The sequence below is a fragment of the uncultured Bradyrhizobium sp. genome (genome assembly GCF_936943645.1).
In the GTDB taxonomy this organism is placed as follows: Bacteria; Pseudomonadota; Alphaproteobacteria; order Rhizobiales; family Xanthobacteraceae; genus Bradyrhizobium.
Genome location: NZ_CAKZJO010000081.1, coordinates 40,948 through 56,182, shown reverse-complemented (window position 1 = coordinate 56,182; position 15,235 = coordinate 40,948). Strand labels below are relative to the sequence as shown.

Annotated in this window: 13 protein-coding genes; 11 read left to right on the top strand and 2 right to left on the bottom strand. The window is 65.5% G+C overall.

The window, feature by feature from the left end; translation table 11 throughout:
• The first annotated feature begins 22 nt into the window (after positions 1-22).
• The 8 genes from Q0743_RS21900 to Q0743_RS21865 all read left to right on the top strand — a co-directional run bounded on the left by Q0743_RS21900 (position 23) and on the right by Q0743_RS21865 (position 8,642).
• Positions 23-892, top strand: a complete 870-nt coding sequence (locus Q0743_RS21900; RefSeq protein WP_298243563.1) for a DUF2147 domain-containing protein — start codon at positions 23-25, stop codon at positions 890-892.
• Positions 893-1,222: 330 nt separating this feature from the next.
• Positions 1,223-2,428, top strand: coding sequence for an extensin family protein (locus tag Q0743_RS21895; RefSeq protein WP_298243562.1), 1,206 nt, complete (start codon positions 1,223-1,225; stop codon positions 2,426-2,428).
• A gap of 25 nt (positions 2,429-2,453) precedes the next feature.
• Positions 2,454-3,035, top strand: coding sequence for a histidine phosphatase family protein (locus Q0743_RS21890; protein ID WP_298243561.1), 582 nt, complete (start codon positions 2,454-2,456; stop codon positions 3,033-3,035).
• A gap of 221 nt (positions 3,036-3,256) precedes the next feature.
• The gene (locus Q0743_RS21885; RefSeq protein WP_298243560.1) at positions 3,257-4,555 is read left to right on the top strand and encodes a M20 family metallopeptidase; all 1,299 of its coding nucleotides are present in this window, start codon (positions 3,257-3,259) and stop codon (positions 4,553-4,555) included.
• On the top strand, positions 4,552-5,391 hold the full coding sequence (locus Q0743_RS21880) for an ABC transporter permease (protein WP_298243559.1): 840 nt from the start codon (positions 4,552-4,554) through the stop codon (positions 5,389-5,391). The genes Q0743_RS21885 and Q0743_RS21880 overlap by 4 nt, the downstream gene beginning before the upstream one ends.
• Positions 5,392-5,413: 22 nt before the next feature.
• Positions 5,414-6,424: an aliphatic sulfonate ABC transporter substrate-binding protein gene (locus Q0743_RS21875; RefSeq protein WP_298243558.1), complete on the top strand. Its 1,011-nt coding sequence runs from the start codon at positions 5,414-5,416 to the stop codon at positions 6,422-6,424.
• A gap of 60 nt (positions 6,425-6,484) precedes the next feature.
• Positions 6,485-7,840, top strand: a complete 1,356-nt coding sequence (locus Q0743_RS21870) for an amidase family protein (RefSeq protein WP_298243557.1) — start codon at positions 6,485-6,487, stop codon at positions 7,838-7,840.
• A gap of 73 nt (positions 7,841-7,913) precedes the next feature.
• Entirely contained in the window at positions 7,914-8,642 is a 729-nt protein-coding gene (locus Q0743_RS21865) for a Crp/Fnr family transcriptional regulator (protein WP_298243556.1), read from the top strand.
• Between the two features lie 13 nt (positions 8,643-8,655).
• Here the strand turns inward: Q0743_RS21865 and Q0743_RS21860 are convergent, their stop codons facing one another.
• Entirely contained in the window at positions 8,656-8,997 is a 342-nt protein-coding gene (locus Q0743_RS21860; protein WP_298243555.1) for a DUF6665 family protein, read from the bottom strand.
• A gap of 44 nt (positions 8,998-9,041) precedes the next feature.
• Entirely contained in the window at positions 9,042-9,677 is a 636-nt protein-coding gene (locus tag Q0743_RS21855; RefSeq protein ID WP_298243554.1) for a TetR/AcrR family transcriptional regulator, read from the bottom strand.
• 195 nt (positions 9,678-9,872) lie between these two features.
• Here Q0743_RS21855 and Q0743_RS21850 point away from each other — a divergent pair, with 195 nt between their 5' ends.
• The 3 genes from Q0743_RS21850 (at position 9,873) to Q0743_RS21840 (ending at position 15,179) form a co-directional block, all read left to right on the top strand.
• A complete protein-coding gene (locus tag Q0743_RS21850; protein WP_298243553.1) occupies positions 9,873-11,186 on the top strand; it encodes an HlyD family secretion protein in 1,314 nt (437 codons plus the stop codon).
• 33 nt (positions 11,187-11,219) lie between these two features.
• Positions 11,220-12,803, top strand: coding sequence for a DHA2 family efflux MFS transporter permease subunit (locus Q0743_RS21845; RefSeq protein WP_298243552.1), 1,584 nt, complete (start codon positions 11,220-11,222; stop codon positions 12,801-12,803).
• Positions 12,804-13,379: 576 nt separating this feature from the next.
• Positions 13,380-15,179 (top strand): ABC transporter ATP-binding protein, encoded by a 1,800-nt coding sequence (locus tag Q0743_RS21840; protein ID WP_298243551.1) that lies wholly within the window; start codon positions 13,380-13,382, stop codon positions 15,177-15,179.
• Positions 15,180-15,235: the final 56 nt, after the last annotated feature.

Below are 15,235 nucleotides of genomic sequence, written 5' to 3'. Positions count from 1 at the left end.
CACGACACGACAGGAGGCGCCGATGACCCGGCTTTTGACTTCGCTTGGCACATTGATCGCTTTGACGGTGGCCGCGCCCGCAGCCGAGGCCGGCTCCTACTCGTTCTCGATCGGCGGCCACCGCTTCCATGTCGAGGCGCCCCGGACGTGCCGGTCCACATCCTGTGTATCGATCTCGTCCAATCGTAGCCTTCGGCCGGTGGAAGAGACCGCAACGAGGCCGGCGCCCATTGTCCAGGCGCCGGTCGCTCCCGCCAATTCGATTCGTCCACCGCCGCCGGCCGTGGTCGCGACACCACCTGCGCCTGCAGCGCCCATCCTTGCCGCGACGACGTCGCAGCACGCTGCGCCGCCGCCGGCCCCAAAACCCGAGATAGCAAGACCTGAGGCGCTGAATCCCGATCCGCCGCGGGTTGACCTGCCGCGCGTCGATCCACCGAAAGCCGTGACGCTCGCTCCGCCGCGCATGGAGCCGCCGCCCGCTCCGAGCCCGGAGATCAAGCAGGCCGTGACAGCCGCGCAGGGCACCGACGACGCGCAGGGCTACACGCCGCTTGGCGAATGGGAGAGCGCCGGCGCCAAGGGCACGGTGCGCATCGAGCGCTGTGGTCCTGCGCTGTGCGGTTACGCGCTGACCGAGGCTTCAAATCGCGGCGAGAGCGTGCTCGTCAACATGAAGCCGAAAGCGCACGACGTCTGGACCGGCAGCATCTACAGCCGTTCCAGCGGACGCACCTTCTACGGAACGATGACGCTGAAGAACTCCGGCAGGCTTCACGTCGAAGCCTGCGCGATCGGCCATTTCTGGTGCTCCGGCAACGACTGGACGCGGGTCGAGACGCCGCGCGTGCAGCTGCTCACCACGTCGCGGCAGTGGAGCGAGCGGTCGTAGCGCTTCGCTTGCCCTCCGGGGGAGGGGAAGCTGCAGTTGGTCGACTGTTGCCGTCTAGATCATGCCGAGCACGATGGCGCCGACGAAGGCCATGGCGAGGTACGCGGTGACTACGCTCAGTCTCCCGGCGAACGTCATGAGGTCGCTCCCTCCACGCGCGTCAGTTTCCGCGCGAGCCTTCATGGTTAACAGAAAGTCTCGCCGCGAAAAAGTCAGCCTTGCTGTCGCTCAGCCCTCGCAGCGTTTTGGTTCGCTCCGGCCGGCATGGTTAAAGAACAGTGAAACCAACGTGTTGAAGAGTCTTTAAGTAAATTCACCGAACGTGCGTGCATGACGCGCGGAGTTCGTTTGTATCTCGTCGGCTCCATCGTCCTTGTTTCGCTAGCGGGTTGCGGTCGCGGCTTCTTCCAGGCCGAACGTGAACCATGGCGGGCCGAGGCTGAAGCCGCTTGCCTGAAATCGGGCGCGGTGAAAGAGGGGCCGGATCTCGTCCGGATCGATCCGATCTCCGGGCCCGGCATGTGCGGCGCCGAGTTTCCGCTCAAGGTCGCCGCCCTCGGCGAAGCCTCGAGCAGCTACGGCTTCGCCGACGAGGAACTGCGCCCGCCGGGCAGCATCGGCGGCCAGCCGCGCTGGCCGGTGTCCCAGCCGCGCTCGAACTATCCGCAGAGCTCGAACTATCCGGCATCGTCCTATCCGCAGCGTTCGAACTATCCCGAAGCCGCGGTGCGCCAGCCCGCCGGCTATGGTGCCTCGTCCGGGCCGATGTCGCTGAACGCGCCAGGTGTGGCGTCGCAGGAGGACGAGATCGACCTGCCGCCCGATGGCACCGACGTCGCCGGTGCATCGCGTTACATGAACGCACCGAGCTATCCGGCCCGGCCGGCGCCTTACTCGCAGGCGCCGGCGCAGCAGCCGCTGCCGCGCCTCGGCCCCGCGCAGGGCAATCCCGTCACGACCGTCGGCCCGGTCGCGATCAAGCCGACCGCGACGCTCGCCTGCCCGATCGTCTCCGAGCTCGACCGCTGGCTCGCCGACACTGTGCAGCCTTCGGCGATGCGCTGGTTCGGCGTCCGCGTCGCCGAGATCAAGCAGATCTCCGCTTATTCCTGCCGCGGCATGAACGGCAATCCGCACTCGCACATCTCCGAGCATGCGTTCGGCAACGCGCTCGACATCGCCGCCTTCGTGCTCGCCGACGGCCGTCGCGTCACCGTGAAGGACGGCTGGCGCGGCATGCCGGAGGAGCAGGGATTCCTGCGCGATGTGCAGTCGGGCGCCTGCGCGCATTTCACAACTGTGCTCGCGCCGGGATCGAACGTCTATCACTACGATCACATCCACGTCGATCTGATGCGCCGCGCCAGCCGCCGCCTGATCTGCCAGCCCGCCGCGGTCTCCGGCGAGGAGGTCGCATCACGTGCGCAGTCGCGCCGCCCCTATGCGAGTGCGCGCGAAACCTCGGTGACCGGCTCGCTTGGCGCGCGCAAGAGCTCGGCGCACAAGCGTGAAGAGGACGATTACGCCGACGATTAGACGGGCTGCGATCGCGTCAACTGACATGTCCATCGTCCGCTATCTCACCCATCCGCAGGTGCAAATCGACCCCGCCGTGCCGGTGCCGCAATGGGGCCTCAGTCCGGTCGGGCGGGCGCGCACTGAAGCACTGGCGAGCACGGATCGGCTCGCACGTACGACGCAGATCATCGCGAGCGGCGAGCGCAAGGCGATCGAGACCGCCGAGATCATCGCCGCTCGTCTCGGTGTCATGATCGAGATCCGCGAGGCCATGCACGAGAATGACCGCTCGGCGACCGGCTTCCTGAAGCCGGCCGAGTTCGAGGCCGTCGCCGATCAGTTCTTTGCCGCACCCGAGCTCAGTGTACGCGGCTGGGAGCGCGCCGTGGATGCACAGGTGCGCATTGTGCGCGAGGCCGAGGCGGTGCTGGCACGCAATCGTCCTGGGGATGTCCTCTTTGTCGGCCACGGCGCGGTCGGTACGCTGCTGTTCTGCCATATCGCCGGCCAAGCAATTGACCGCCGTTACGATCAGCCGGCAGGCGGCGGCCACGTCTTTGCGTTCGCGCGCGAGACGGGCGAGATCCTGCATGGCTGGCGACGACTGGAAGAGATGGCGCTGTAGCCCCTCGTCGCACTGAGGCCGGGCTGCTCAGCGAGCGCTGCGGCTTCGGCAAAGCGCCTCTGGCGCGCAAAAATTTGCGCAGGCCGGATTCCCGTCCAAATCATTGAACTGCAATCACTAATCGCGCCTTGGCGGGTCGTCCGGGCGGTTGGCACAGTCGCTGCAATGAAGGGGTCGCAACGAAGCGGCGCTGCCGGCGCCGTGAGCCAACGGAACCCGTCATGCAGATGACTGTCACCCCGCCCGTTTCCGATCTCGAGCAGCGCGTGCTGTCGCGCATTACGGAGGAGCGCTGGCTCGACCTCGCATCCGAACTGATCCGCACCGGTCAGCCTCGTTCCGGCAATCCGCTCGATCCCGATTTGCCGCCCGCGGAGGAGGAGGCGATCTCGATGCTGGTCGCGGGCAAGCTCGAGGCCCTCGGCATGGAGGTGACGAAGCACAGCGCGCAACCGCACCGGCCGAACGTTCTCGGCGTGCTGAAGGGGCGGGAGGGGGCACCATCGCTGATCCTCAACGATCATCTGGACACCTATCCCGTGGTCGAACCCGAGAAATGGCACATGACGGATTTCGATCCGTTCAAGGCCACGCGTCACGGCGATCTGCTGTACGCGCGCGGCACCTCGGACACGCGCGGCAATCTCGCGGCATCGCTGCTCGCGGTGCAGGCTCTGATCGAGGAGGGCGTGAAGTTCGATGGCACCCTGATGTGCTGCTACACGGTCGACGAGGAGCGCAACGGCACCGAAGGCTCGATCTACATGCTCGACAAGATTGGCCTTACCGCCGACTACGAGATCACCGCCGAGCCGACCGCCTGGGGCGACGTCTCCGGGGATTGGGGCATGAATCTCTCGGTGGCCAATTCCGGCCATTGCCTGATCGAGGTCACGGTCGAGGGCGTCAAGTCGCACATCTGGCGGCCCGACATCAGCGTCAATGCCATCATGGAAGCGGCCAGGCTGCTGCCGAAGCTCAAGGAAATGGCGTTCACGCACGTGCCGAGCAAGTTCATGGGGCATACGCCGCCCTGCTGCTCGGTGGTGAGAATCCGCGGCGGCCTGCCCGGCGAGATGCAGTTCTCGCCGGATGCCTGCACCATCACGCTTGCGGTGGTCGGCGTCGTGCCGGGCATGACGCTGCAAAGCGTCATCTCCGACATCGAGCGCCTCGGGCAGGCGACCTTTGCCGGTGCCAACGACGTCAAGGTCGGGGTGCGCCAGGTGCCGGGCTCGCTGTTCGTCAACGCGACCGAGCCCGTGCCGGTTGAAGAAGAGCCTTGCCGCTCCCTGCGCGCGGTCTACCGGCGCCTGATGGGCAGCGAGCCCGGCGTCAATCGCAAGAACGCGTTCAACGACACGATCCGTTTCCGCGAAGCCGGCATCAATGCGGTGACCTTCGGGCCGGGCGAGGATGGCTGGGCCGTCGACAACGAGAACATCTCGATCACCAAGTCGGTGATGGCGACGCGGATTTACGCGCTGACCATCATGCAGATCCTGGGAGTGCGCGCATGAGCGTCGAGGCAAGTCCGATGGCCATTCCGATCTCGGCCGACCGCACGCGGCGGGGCAGCCTGCGGCTGCCGAAGATCTCGCGGTCAGTGTTGCTCTCGACGCTGACCGTCGCCGTGCTGCTCGCCGCCTGGGCCGTCGTCACGGAGATGGGGTGGGCCAACGAGCTGTTCCTGCCGAAGCCGCAAGCCGTGTGGGCCGCGTTCGTCAAGACCATGACGAAGGGCTACCAGGGCGCGACGCTGCTTCAGCATCTCGGCGCGAGCCTCTACCGCATCCTGGTGGCCTTTGCTCTCGCCTGTCTCGTCGGCATTCCGCTCGGCGTGCTCATGGGCGTATCGAAGAATGCGCGTTCGCTTCTCAATCCGCTGATCGAGTTCTATCGCCCCCTGCCTCCGCTCGGGCTCTACACGCTGCTGGTGATGTGGCTCGGAATCGGCGAGAGCTCGAAACTGTCGCTGCTGTTTCTTGCCGGCCTACCGGGTATCGTGATCTCGACCATCCAGGCCGTCACCAGCGTCGACCCCGTCTATGTCCGTGCCGCGCAGTCGCTCGGCGCGACGCGGCGCCACCTGCTCTTTCACGTCTATCTGCCGGCGGCGGGTCCGCTGATCCTCGCGGGCATGCGTATCTCGCTCGGCTTCACCTACACCGTTCTCGTTGCTGCCGAGATCGTCGCGGCCTCCGCCGGCATCGGTTGGATGATCTGGGATGCCGCGAAATTCCTGCTGTCCGACGTCGTGATCATGGGCCTGATCGTGCTCGGCCTCACTGGCGTCGTGCTCGACCTGATGATGCGCGGCATCGCGAAACTCCTGATGCCGTGGTCCCGAATTTAATCCTGATCGAGGAGAGATTGACATGATGAAGAGACTGGTTGCCGCGCTTGCCGTCGCCACGTTCGCACTCACGTCCGCGGTCCGCGCCGAGGACAAGCCGGCCAAGATCACCGTCGGCTATCTGAACCTGGTCAATGCACAGCTCGTGACAAAACATCTCGGCCTGTTGGCCAAGGAGATGCCGGGCGTCGATATCAAATACGTCAAGGTCGGCGGCGGCGGCGACATGCTGCGCGCGATTGCCGGCAACGACGTCGACTTCGGCGGCCTCGGCAATCCGCCGACCGCGATCGGTGCAACACGCGGGCTGCCGATCAAGGGCATCCTGGTGATCAATCTGCTCGACTATGTCGAGGCGATGGTGGTCCGCGCCGACAAGAACATCGCCTCCTTGAAAGACCTGAAGGGCAAGACGGTCGCAGCGCCGTTCGGTTCGACGACGCATTATCTGCTGCTTCAGGCCCTGAAGGACGAGGGCGTCGATCCAGCCTCGATGAAGATCATCGATCTCGCGCCGTCGGACATTGCGGCCGCCTGGCTCCGCGGCGATATCGATGCCGCCTGGTTCTGGGAGCCGAATCTTGACAAGGCCGTCAAGAACGGCGGCAAGATCCTGATCACCTCGGGCGAGATGACAAAGCGCGGCTATCCGACCTGGGACATCGGCGTCGTGATGAATGCGTTCGCGGAGAAGTATCCGTCTTACGTCGAGAAGTTCATCAAGGCCGAATGCGAGGGCATCGATTTCTGGCTCAAGAACCCGGAGAAGACGGCCGAGATCATTGCAGAGGAGCTGTCGCTGCCGCTCGCGGACGCGACGCGGATGATGAAGGGCACCGGGATGGTTCCCTGCAACAAGCAGCTCACGGAAGACTATCTCGGGACGTCCGCAAGGAAGGGCAAGTTCGTCGATACGCTGGTCTCGACCGCCGACTTCCTGGTCAAGCAGGAGCGTCTGCCGAAATTGCTGCCGCGGGCCGATTTCGAGGCCTTCATCCAGCCCGCCTATCTCGAGAAGGTGATCGGCCGCTGAGACCGATGCCGGCGGGCGCGTCTCGCCGGCACGTCCCAATCCCATGAGCACGTGACAGACATGGATATCTCGCCTCGCCATCTTCGCGCCGCCTATCGCAACGGTGCGCTCAAGCCCTCGGATGTCGCCGCGCATGTGCTGTCGCGCCTCGCGGATGCCGATCAGAGCGGTGTCTGGATATCGACGGCCGGGCCAGGGGAAGTTATGGCGGCGGCGCGCGCGCTCGATGCGCGCGTCGGCGAGATCGACGGCTTGCCGCTCTACGGGCTCATCTTCTCGGTCAAGGACTGCATCGACGTTGCGGGCGAGCACACCACGTCCGCCTGCCCGGAATTCGCGTATGTGGCGAAGGATACCAGCCCTGTCGTCGCCGACGCGCTCGCCGCCGGGGCCATCTATGTCGGCAAGACCAATATGGATCAGTTCGCAACCGGGCTCGTCGGAGTCCGCTCGCCCTACGGCGTCGCCCGCAATCCGCACAATCCGGACTACATTCCCGGCGGCTCCAGCTCGGGCGCGGCGGTGTCGGTCGCGACCGGCACGTCATCCTTCGCGTTCGGCACCGACACCGGCGGATCGGGCAGGGTGCCCGCATCCTATTGCGGCGTGACCGGCTTCAAGCCGGCGCCGGGCGCCTTCAGCCAGCGCGGAATGGTCTACGCGTGCCGGAGCTTCGACACCATTTCGCTCTACACGCGGGATCCCGGCGACGGTTACGACATCTATCGGGTGCTGGCGCGGCGCGATCCCGCAGACCGCTTTTCGCCGCCGGATTTTCCCGGTTGGACCGAGCAGGCGTCGCCTTCGCGCTCGCCAAGGATCGCAACGCCGCGCCGCGACCAGCTCAAGTTCTTCGGCAATGCAGAGACGGAGGCACTGTTCGGCGATGCGCTGCGCAGGCTGCGAGAGCTCGAGCTGCCGATCGCCCCGGTCGATTTCTCGCCGTTCACCTCGATCAACGACCTGATGTTCTTCGGTCCACTCCTCGCCGAGCGTGACGTCTCGGTGGGAGCGTTCCTCGACGCCTATCCCGATGCAGGCGTCAAGATCGTGCGTGATCTCATCCTCGGCAGCCGGAAGTTTTCCGCGGCCGATGCCTACCGCGCGCTCTACGAGATCAAGGGCGCTCAGCATTCGCTTCGCGATTTCTGGGATGCGCACGATGCGCTGGTCGTGCCGACGGTCGGCACCATCCTCAGTATCGACGAGGTGGCACGCGATCCGCTGACGGCCAATTTCAACAACGGCTACTACACCAATTACGCCAATCCACTCGGGCTCGCCGCGATCGCCGTCCCGAATGCGATCACCGGGGCCGGCGTGCCCTATGGCGTCACGTTCCTGGCGCCGGCCGGACGCGAGCGACTGCTTGCCGATCTCGCCTGCGCATTCACGGGAGCGGCGGCCGCGCCTTGAACATCCGCGTCGCGTTGCAATCCGATCGGATACCTCCTAGCCTTCGAGCCGTCACTCGAAGGGGAGACTTATCGTGGGGCGCGGTCATGCGCATGAGGTGGCCGATCCCGGTGAGCCATGCGCGGAGGTGCAAGGGACCGGGACCGGACGTTACGTGCTGAAGGCGCTGGACAAGTCCGATCTGGACCTGGTGATGCGGACCGGCAGGCTGGCGACCTACCAGAACCGCGAATACCTGCTGCGTGAAGGTGAGCCCGCCGACGGCATCCACATCATTCTCAGCGGGATCGTCGAGAGCACTCACGCCGGCACGCAGGGCCGCGAGCTGATGCTGGCGACCTGGGAGGCCGGCGACTTCGTCGGTGCCCCCTACATTCTCGGCGATCACCGCCATAGCTGGTCGGCGCGCGCGCTCGGCCGTGTCGAGGCGCTGCATCTCGATCAGGACGCGATCCGCCTGTTGATCGCGCAGACGCCGTCATTCGCAGTCGCGCTGATCGAGTGTCTCGGCTTCAAGGGCGAGACCTATTCCATGCTGGCGCAAACGCTGGCGGGCCAGAAGGCGGCGGAACGGCTGGTGCTGCTGCTGGTGAAATTATGCGAGAACGCGGCGCAGGACGAGAGCGGCCCGATCTCGCTCGGCCGCATCACGCAGGCCAATCTCGCGCGCATGATCGGCGCGACGCGCCAGTCGATCAGCCTGATCCTCAACCGTCTTCAGGACGACGGAATCATCTCGACCGGTCCAACCAAGATGGTCGTCAACAATCTCGCAGCGCTGAGGAAGCAGGTCCCCGAATAGCGCGCCGGCGGGATCATGACGAGGCCGGCTTCGACGGCGCGGGGGCCAGCCCCATGCTGCGCTGCACCTCGCGTGGGACGTTGTAGGTGCGCATGATGTGGCGGCTGTCGCGCAAGCCTGTCGCCTCACGCTGCACCACGAACATCCAGAGCGCCTGGCCGGCTTCCATCACCAGCTTGCGCCGCGCCGGCTGCATCGAGGTCGGCACGTCCGGAGAGGCGTTTGCGGTATCGAACTCGCGCAGACGCGCCAGCGCCTGTTCCAGCGTGCGGCCCATCCGTCCAAGCGCGGAGGCTTGTTCCTGGACGATCTCGTAATGGAGGATGTCGACAGGCGGGCGAAGATCACGGGACATGGCCGCAAATATAGTGCCGCCTGTCCCGTCTGCGCAACGCGCTGCTAGTTCGCCCGATACGCCGCCAGGAACATCCGCGTCGCGCTGCCGATCACCTCGGTCATGCGTTCCTCCGACGGTGCGGGCGCGGCCTGGAACACAAAGGGCAGGAAGAGCGATGCCTTGCACAGCTCCATGAACTGGGAGGCAGCAAGATCGCAATCGTCGATCTTGAGATCGCCAGGAGCGACGTGGGCCTTGAGATAGTCGGAGAGGCGGTTGATGGACTTGTCCAGCACCCGCGCATAATAGCGGCGGCCGACATCGGGCATGCGCTCGGCGATCGCCATCACGGTGCGGATCGCCGATCCGCCGCCGGGCCGGCACAGCAGCTGGATGTAGGCCCGGCCGAACTCCTTGAGCGTGGTCTCGACATCGCGCGCGGGATCGAAGTTGAACACCACCTGGCCGTGCTGGAGCGCCTCCTGCTCGAGGATGGCTTCGAACAGCGCGCATTTGTCGGCGAAGTAGACGTAGAGCGTGCCCTTGGAGACCTGCGCCGCGCGCGCGATCTCGCCCATGCTGGCGCCGTCAAACCCCAGATCCATGAACACCTTACGGGCACCGTCGAGGATCTGGCGGCGCTTGGAGCTGTCCTCCTCTTGGATGACGTGCAGATGTTCGCCGGCAGCTACAACCATTGGTTCAGGGTCTCGGAAGGTTTCTGGACAGGGTGCCTAACGATGAAACGCAAATAAAGGATTCGGGCCAGTAGGGTCCGGGCGGGAATATTATGTATATTGACCGAACCGTTCGGTCAATGGTATTTGGATGAGCGACAGGAACCGGCCGCCGGACGGCTGTCCTTGATCGCATTTTTTTTTGGGGAGGCCTTTATGGCCGTATCGAGAGACCAGGCTGCGCGCGTCCTTCGCCAGGAAGCGGTGGAGGAGCACGCGGGCGGTGACGCTGCGATCGAGGGCGCTGCACCCCTTGCCGAGCAATTGCGCGCGCATGTGGCTGAAGAGACCAAGCGCCGCACCGCCGAGGCGCCGGAAAAACCCGTGACCGACAAGCCGGCCGCATCCGCACCAGCGGCGTCCGCCGCCGGCGCTCCCAAAGCCGGCAAGCGCAAATTCGTCCTGATGGGCGTTGGCCTGGTGCTGGCGCTCGCGGCTGCGAGCTACGCAGGCTACTACACGCTGGTCGGCCGCTTCTACATCTCCACCGACGACGCCTATGTCCGCGCCAACAACACCATGCTGGGCGCGCGCGTGTCCGGCCACATCGCCGCGATTCCCGCCGGCGACAACACCACGGTGCGTGCCGGTGACGTCATCTTCCGCATCGACGACGGTGACTACAAGATTGCGGTCGATGCCGCCGCGACCAAGATCGCGACCCAGCAGGCCACCATCGATCGCATCGGCCGCCAGATTGCCGCGCTCGACAGCCAGGTGGCGCAGGCCAAGGCGCAGCTTGTCTCGGCCCAGGCTGGCCTCAAGCGCGCCGATCTCGACTATGAGCGTCAGCAGGCGCTGAGCAGCAAGGGCTTTGCCTCGCGCGCCACCTTCGAAAGCTCGGAAGCCGGACGCGACCAGGGCGCCGCCGCGGTCAAGGCCGCACAGGCCGCCTACGACGTTGCCGTCAGCAATGTTGACGTCGCCAAGGCTCAGCAGGCCGAAGCGCAGGCCCAACTCGCCGAACTCAAGACCACGCTCGCCAAGGCCGAACGCGATCTTGCCTTCACGGCGGTGCGCGCCCCGGTCGACGGCACGTTCTCGAATCGTCTCGTCAACACCGGCGACTTCATCGCGGTCGGCCAGCGCCTCGGCAACGTCGTGCCGCTCGATGACGTCTATATCGACGCCAATTTCAAGGAAACCCAGCTCAAGCGCATCCGTCCCGGCCAGCCGGTGACGATCAAGGTGGATGCCTACGGCATGCGCAAGTTCTCCGGTGTCGTCGACAGCATCGCGGCAGGCGCGGGCTCGGTGTTCACGCTGTTGCCGCCCGACAACGCCACCGGCAATTTCACCAAGATCGTCCAGCGCGTGCCGGTCCGCATCCGCGTGCCGAAGTCGGTGGCGAAGCAGAACCTGCTCCGTGCCGGCATGTCGGTCTATGCGACCGTCGACACCAACAAGGGTGCGGCCGACGCCGACAACGAGGTCGATCTCGACGATCCCACCGCGATCCACCCGCAGTAAATCGCGATCCCAGCGCTGCGAGGTCGGACGGCCATGGCGAACGCCACCACTGCTTCACCTGCCATGATGGCGGACCCCGCTTCGGAGCATATCGCGCCGAAGCGGCTGTTCGCGTTCATCATCATGGTGTTCGGGATGTTCATGTCCATCCTGGACATCCAGATCGTCTCGGCGTCCTTGAGCGAAATCCAGGCCGGATTGTCGGCGAGCTCCAGCGAAGTCTCCTGGGTCCAGACCGCCTATCTGATTGCCGAGGTCATCGCCATCCCGCTGTCGGGCTTCCTGTCGCGCGCCTTCGGTACGCGGCTGCTGTTCGCGATCTCGGCGGCGGGATTCACCGCCTCGAGCCTGCTCTGCGGCTTCGCCACCACCATCGAGGAGATGATCCTCTGGCGCGCGCTGCAGGGCTTTCTGGGCGCCGGCATGATCCCGACGGTGTTCGCCTCGGCCTATACCGTCTTCCCGCGCACGAAATTCCACATCGTCGGGCCCATCATCGGTCTGGTCGCGACGCTCGCGCCCACGATCGGGCCGACGGTCGGCGGCTACATCACCGACCTGATGTCCTGGAACTGGCTGTTCTTCATCAACGTCGTGCCCGGCATCGGCATCACCGTCGGCGTGCTGGCGCTGGTCGATTTCGACGAGCCGCATTTCGAACTGCTCGACCGCTTCGATTGGTGGGGGCTGGCGTTCATGGCCGGCTTCCTCGGCACGCTCGAATACGTGCTGGAGGAGGGCCCGCAATATGAATGGCTGCAGGATACCTCGGTCGCGGTCTGCGCGTGGATCTGCGCGATCTCGGCAATCGCCTTCTTCTGGCGCGTCTTCACGGCGGCCGAACCGATCGTCAATTTGCGCACCTTCTCCAACCGCAATTTCGCGATCGGCTGCGTGCTGCAGTTCTGCATCGGCATCGGCCTCTACGGCCTGACCTACATCTATCCGCGCTATCTCGCCGAAGTGCGCGGCTACAGCGCGCTGATGATCGGCGAGACCATGTTCGTCTCCGGCATCACCATGTTCCTGGTCGCGCCGCTGGTCGGCCGCCTCATGGTGAAGATCGACATGCGCTACATGATCGCATTCGGCCTCGTCGTGTTCGCGATCGGCTCCTACCAGATGACCTGGATCACCCGCAACTACGATTTCTACGAGCTGCTGGTGCCTCAGATCCTGCGCGGCGTCGGCATGATGTTCGCGATGGTGCCGACCAACAACATCGCGCTCGGAACGCTGGCGCCTGATCGGGTGAAGAACGCCTCGGGCCTGTTCAATCTGATGCGTAACCTCGGCGGCGCGGTCGGGCTCGCCGTCATCAACACCGTGCTCAACGACCGCACCGATCTGCACATCAGCCGTCTCCAGGAGCGCGTGACCTGGGGCAACGCCACCGCGACCGAAACCCTCACCATGTTCATGCAGAAGTTCCAGGGGCTCGGCGATTCCACGCTGATGGCGATGAAGCAGCTCTCCCAGCTCGTACACCGCCAGGCCGTGGTGATGAGCTTCGGCGATGCCTTCTTCGTGCTGACGCTGTTCTATCTCGGCCTCAGCCTGCTGGTGACGCTGCTGAGCAAGCCGGTCTCGCCGACCGCCGGCGGCGACGCGCACTGACGCAACTTCAGTCTCGGTGTCGCCCGCCTTGTGCGCATTTGCGCACTGGGGCGGGCGATCCAGTATTCCAGAGGACTTCGTCGGAGAGCTCGCTCTCGCCACAGCCGCCGCGGCGTACTGGATCCCCCCGCCTGCCGCCTTCGCTGAAGCTTCGGCGCCCCTGGACCTAAACCTCGGCGAAGCCTTGGCGTAGCCGGGTCGCGGGGGATGACAACGGAAACTGTGGCGACAGCGACACCCGCCGCACCAAATTGCAACACTCGTCCGTGATCTCGCGCGGGCCCCGTTGCAAAGCGCGAACGACACATCTATAAAGCGCACCTCATTCAATCGAACCGGGGAGAGATTTGCATGATTTCGTCGCATTCGCAGATCGTACGCCCGCGCTCGATGATCGTCTGGTTCGGTATGTACGCGGCCTGCTAGAGGCCTCTTCCGCCAGCTTCGATTGGGCGCCACGTCCCGATCGCTCCTCTTCCCAAGTCAAAGCCAACTTTAGGTGACGCCTGTCCGGCCCTCGCGGCCGGCCCGTGTCCGTCGATGGAGCCGGCCCGCACGAAGCGGCCGGGTGATGTCATGACCGCTCTGCCCAAGAAGCCCGCCGCGATTCGCGTGGTATTGCCCTTCGTATTCCGGCACTGGCTGAAGCAGCCGGGGCGCGGCCTCGTCGTGGCCGGCGGCCTGCTGGGTGCGACGGTCGCCGACCTGTTCATGCCCGTATTTTCGGGACAGCTGGTCGACGCGCTGACGCGCGGCCCGTCCGATCCTGCTGCACGCCATGCGGCTTTGGTGGCCTTCGGCGCCATCGTGGCGCTGGGTGCGGCCTCCGTGGTGCTGCGGCTGACCGGCCTGCAGGCGATCGTGCCGTTCACGCTCAAAACCATGTCGGACGTCGCACAGGAGACCTTCACACGCGTGCAGCGTTTCTCCACCGACTGGCACGCCAACTCCTTCGCGGGATCCACCGTGCGCAAGATCACGCGCGGCATGTGGGCGCTCGACCTGCTCAACGACACCATCCTGATGGCGTTGGCGCCGTCGCTGCTGGTGTTGATCGGCTCGATGGTCCTGATCGGCCTGCACTGGGCTTCGCTCGGCGTGGTGATCGCTGTAGGGGCGATCTTCTACGTCGCCATCACCGTCGTGTTTTCGACGCGCTACATCGCGCCGGCCGCACGGGTCTCGAATGCGTGGGACACCAAGGTCGGCGGCACGCTGGCGGACGCGCTCACCTGCAACGCAGTGGTGAAATCCTTCGGCGCCGAGCTGCGCGAGGATGTGCGGCTTGCGCGCGTCGTCGGCCGCTGGCGGGTGCGCGTGCGGCGAACCTGGCTCCGCTACAACTACACGGCCATGGCGCAGCTGTCGCTGCTGCTGTGCCTGCGCGCGTCGGTCATCGGCGGTTCGGTGCTGCTGTGGATGTACGGCCACGCCTCGCCCGGCGACGTCACCTACGTGCTGACCAGCTACTACATCATCCACGCCTATCTGCGTGACGTCGGCATGCACATCAACAACCTGCAGCGTTCGGTCAACGACATGGACGAGCTGGTGGCGATCCATGCCGAGCCGATCGGGATCGCCGATGCTGAGGACGCACGGCCGATTGCGATCGAAGGCGGCGAGATCGTGTTCGACGACGTCACGTTCCATTATGGCGGTCATCACGCGCCGTTGTATGACGGGCTGTCGGTGAAGATCCGGGCCGGCGAACGGGTCGGCCTGGTCGGCCGCTCGGGCTCCGGCAAGACCACCTTCGTCAAGCTGGTGCAGCGGCTCTACGACGTCACCGGCGGCCGCGTGCTGATCGACGGGCAGGACATTGCGCACGCCACGCAGCAATCGCTGCGCAGCCAGGTCGCGATCGTGCAGCAGGACCCGATCCTGTTTCACCGCTCGCTCGCCGAGAACATCGCCTATGGCCGGCCGGGCGCCAGCCTGGAGGCGATCGAGCAGGCGGCGCGGCTTGCGAACGCGCATGACTTCATCCTGCGCCTGCCGAAGGGCTACGGCACGCTGGTCGGCGAGCGCGGCGTGAAACTGTCGGGTGGCGAGCGGCAGCGCGTGGCGCTGGCGCGCGCCTTCCTGGCGGACGCGCCGGTGCTGATCCTGGACGAGGCGACCTCGAGCCTCGATTCGGAATCGGAGGCGCTGATACAGCAGGCGATGGAGCGGTTGATGAAGGGGCGCACCTCGGTCGTGATCGCGCACCGGCTGTCGACGGTGAAGAGCCTCGACCGCATCCTGGTGTTCGACCGCGGCGAGATCGTCGAGCAAGGCACCCACGCCGTGCTCGCGCGCAAGCCGGACGGCATCTATCGCGGCCTGTTCGAGCGCCAGGTGGTGGAGCTCGGGCATATCGCGGCGGCGGAGTGAGGCACGCGGCGGGCGAGCGTCCCGCCGTCGCGCCGCCAAGGAATACGTCAAGGAAG

What these genes read in the sequence shown, in the direction of transcription:
- Q0743_RS21900 (WP_298243563.1), top strand. Translation starts at nt 23, where the DNA reads ATGACCCGGCTTTTGACTTCGCTTGGCACATTGATCGCTTTGACGGTG.
- Q0743_RS21895 (WP_298243562.1), top strand. Translation starts at nt 1,223, where the DNA reads ATGACGCGCGGAGTTCGTTTGTATCTCGTCGGCTCCATCGTCCTTGTT.
- Q0743_RS21890 (WP_298243561.1), top strand. Translation starts at nt 2,454, where the DNA reads ATGTCCATCGTCCGCTATCTCACCCATCCGCAGGTGCAAATCGACCCC.
- Q0743_RS21885 (WP_298243560.1), top strand. Translation starts at nt 3,257, where the DNA reads ATGCAGATGACTGTCACCCCGCCCGTTTCCGATCTCGAGCAGCGCGTG.
- Q0743_RS21880 (WP_298243559.1), top strand. Translation starts at nt 4,552, where the DNA reads ATGAGCGTCGAGGCAAGTCCGATGGCCATTCCGATCTCGGCCGACCGC.
- Q0743_RS21875 (WP_298243558.1), top strand. Translation starts at nt 5,414, where the DNA reads ATGATGAAGAGACTGGTTGCCGCGCTTGCCGTCGCCACGTTCGCACTC.
- Q0743_RS21870 (WP_298243557.1), top strand. Translation starts at nt 6,485, where the DNA reads ATGGATATCTCGCCTCGCCATCTTCGCGCCGCCTATCGCAACGGTGCG.
- Q0743_RS21860 (WP_298243555.1), bottom strand. Translation starts at nt 8,997, where the DNA reads ATGTCCCGTGATCTTCGCCCGCCTGTCGACATCCTCCATTACGAGATC.
- Q0743_RS21855 (WP_298243554.1), bottom strand. Translation starts at nt 9,677, where the DNA reads ATGGTTGTAGCTGCCGGCGAACATCTGCACGTCATCCAAGAGGAGGAC.
- Q0743_RS21850 (WP_298243553.1), top strand. Translation starts at nt 9,873, where the DNA reads ATGGCCGTATCGAGAGACCAGGCTGCGCGCGTCCTTCGCCAGGAAGCG.
- Q0743_RS21845 (WP_298243552.1), top strand. Translation starts at nt 11,220, where the DNA reads ATGGCGAACGCCACCACTGCTTCACCTGCCATGATGGCGGACCCCGCT.
- Q0743_RS21840 (WP_298243551.1), top strand. Translation starts at nt 13,380, where the DNA reads ATGACCGCTCTGCCCAAGAAGCCCGCCGCGATTCGCGTGGTATTGCCC.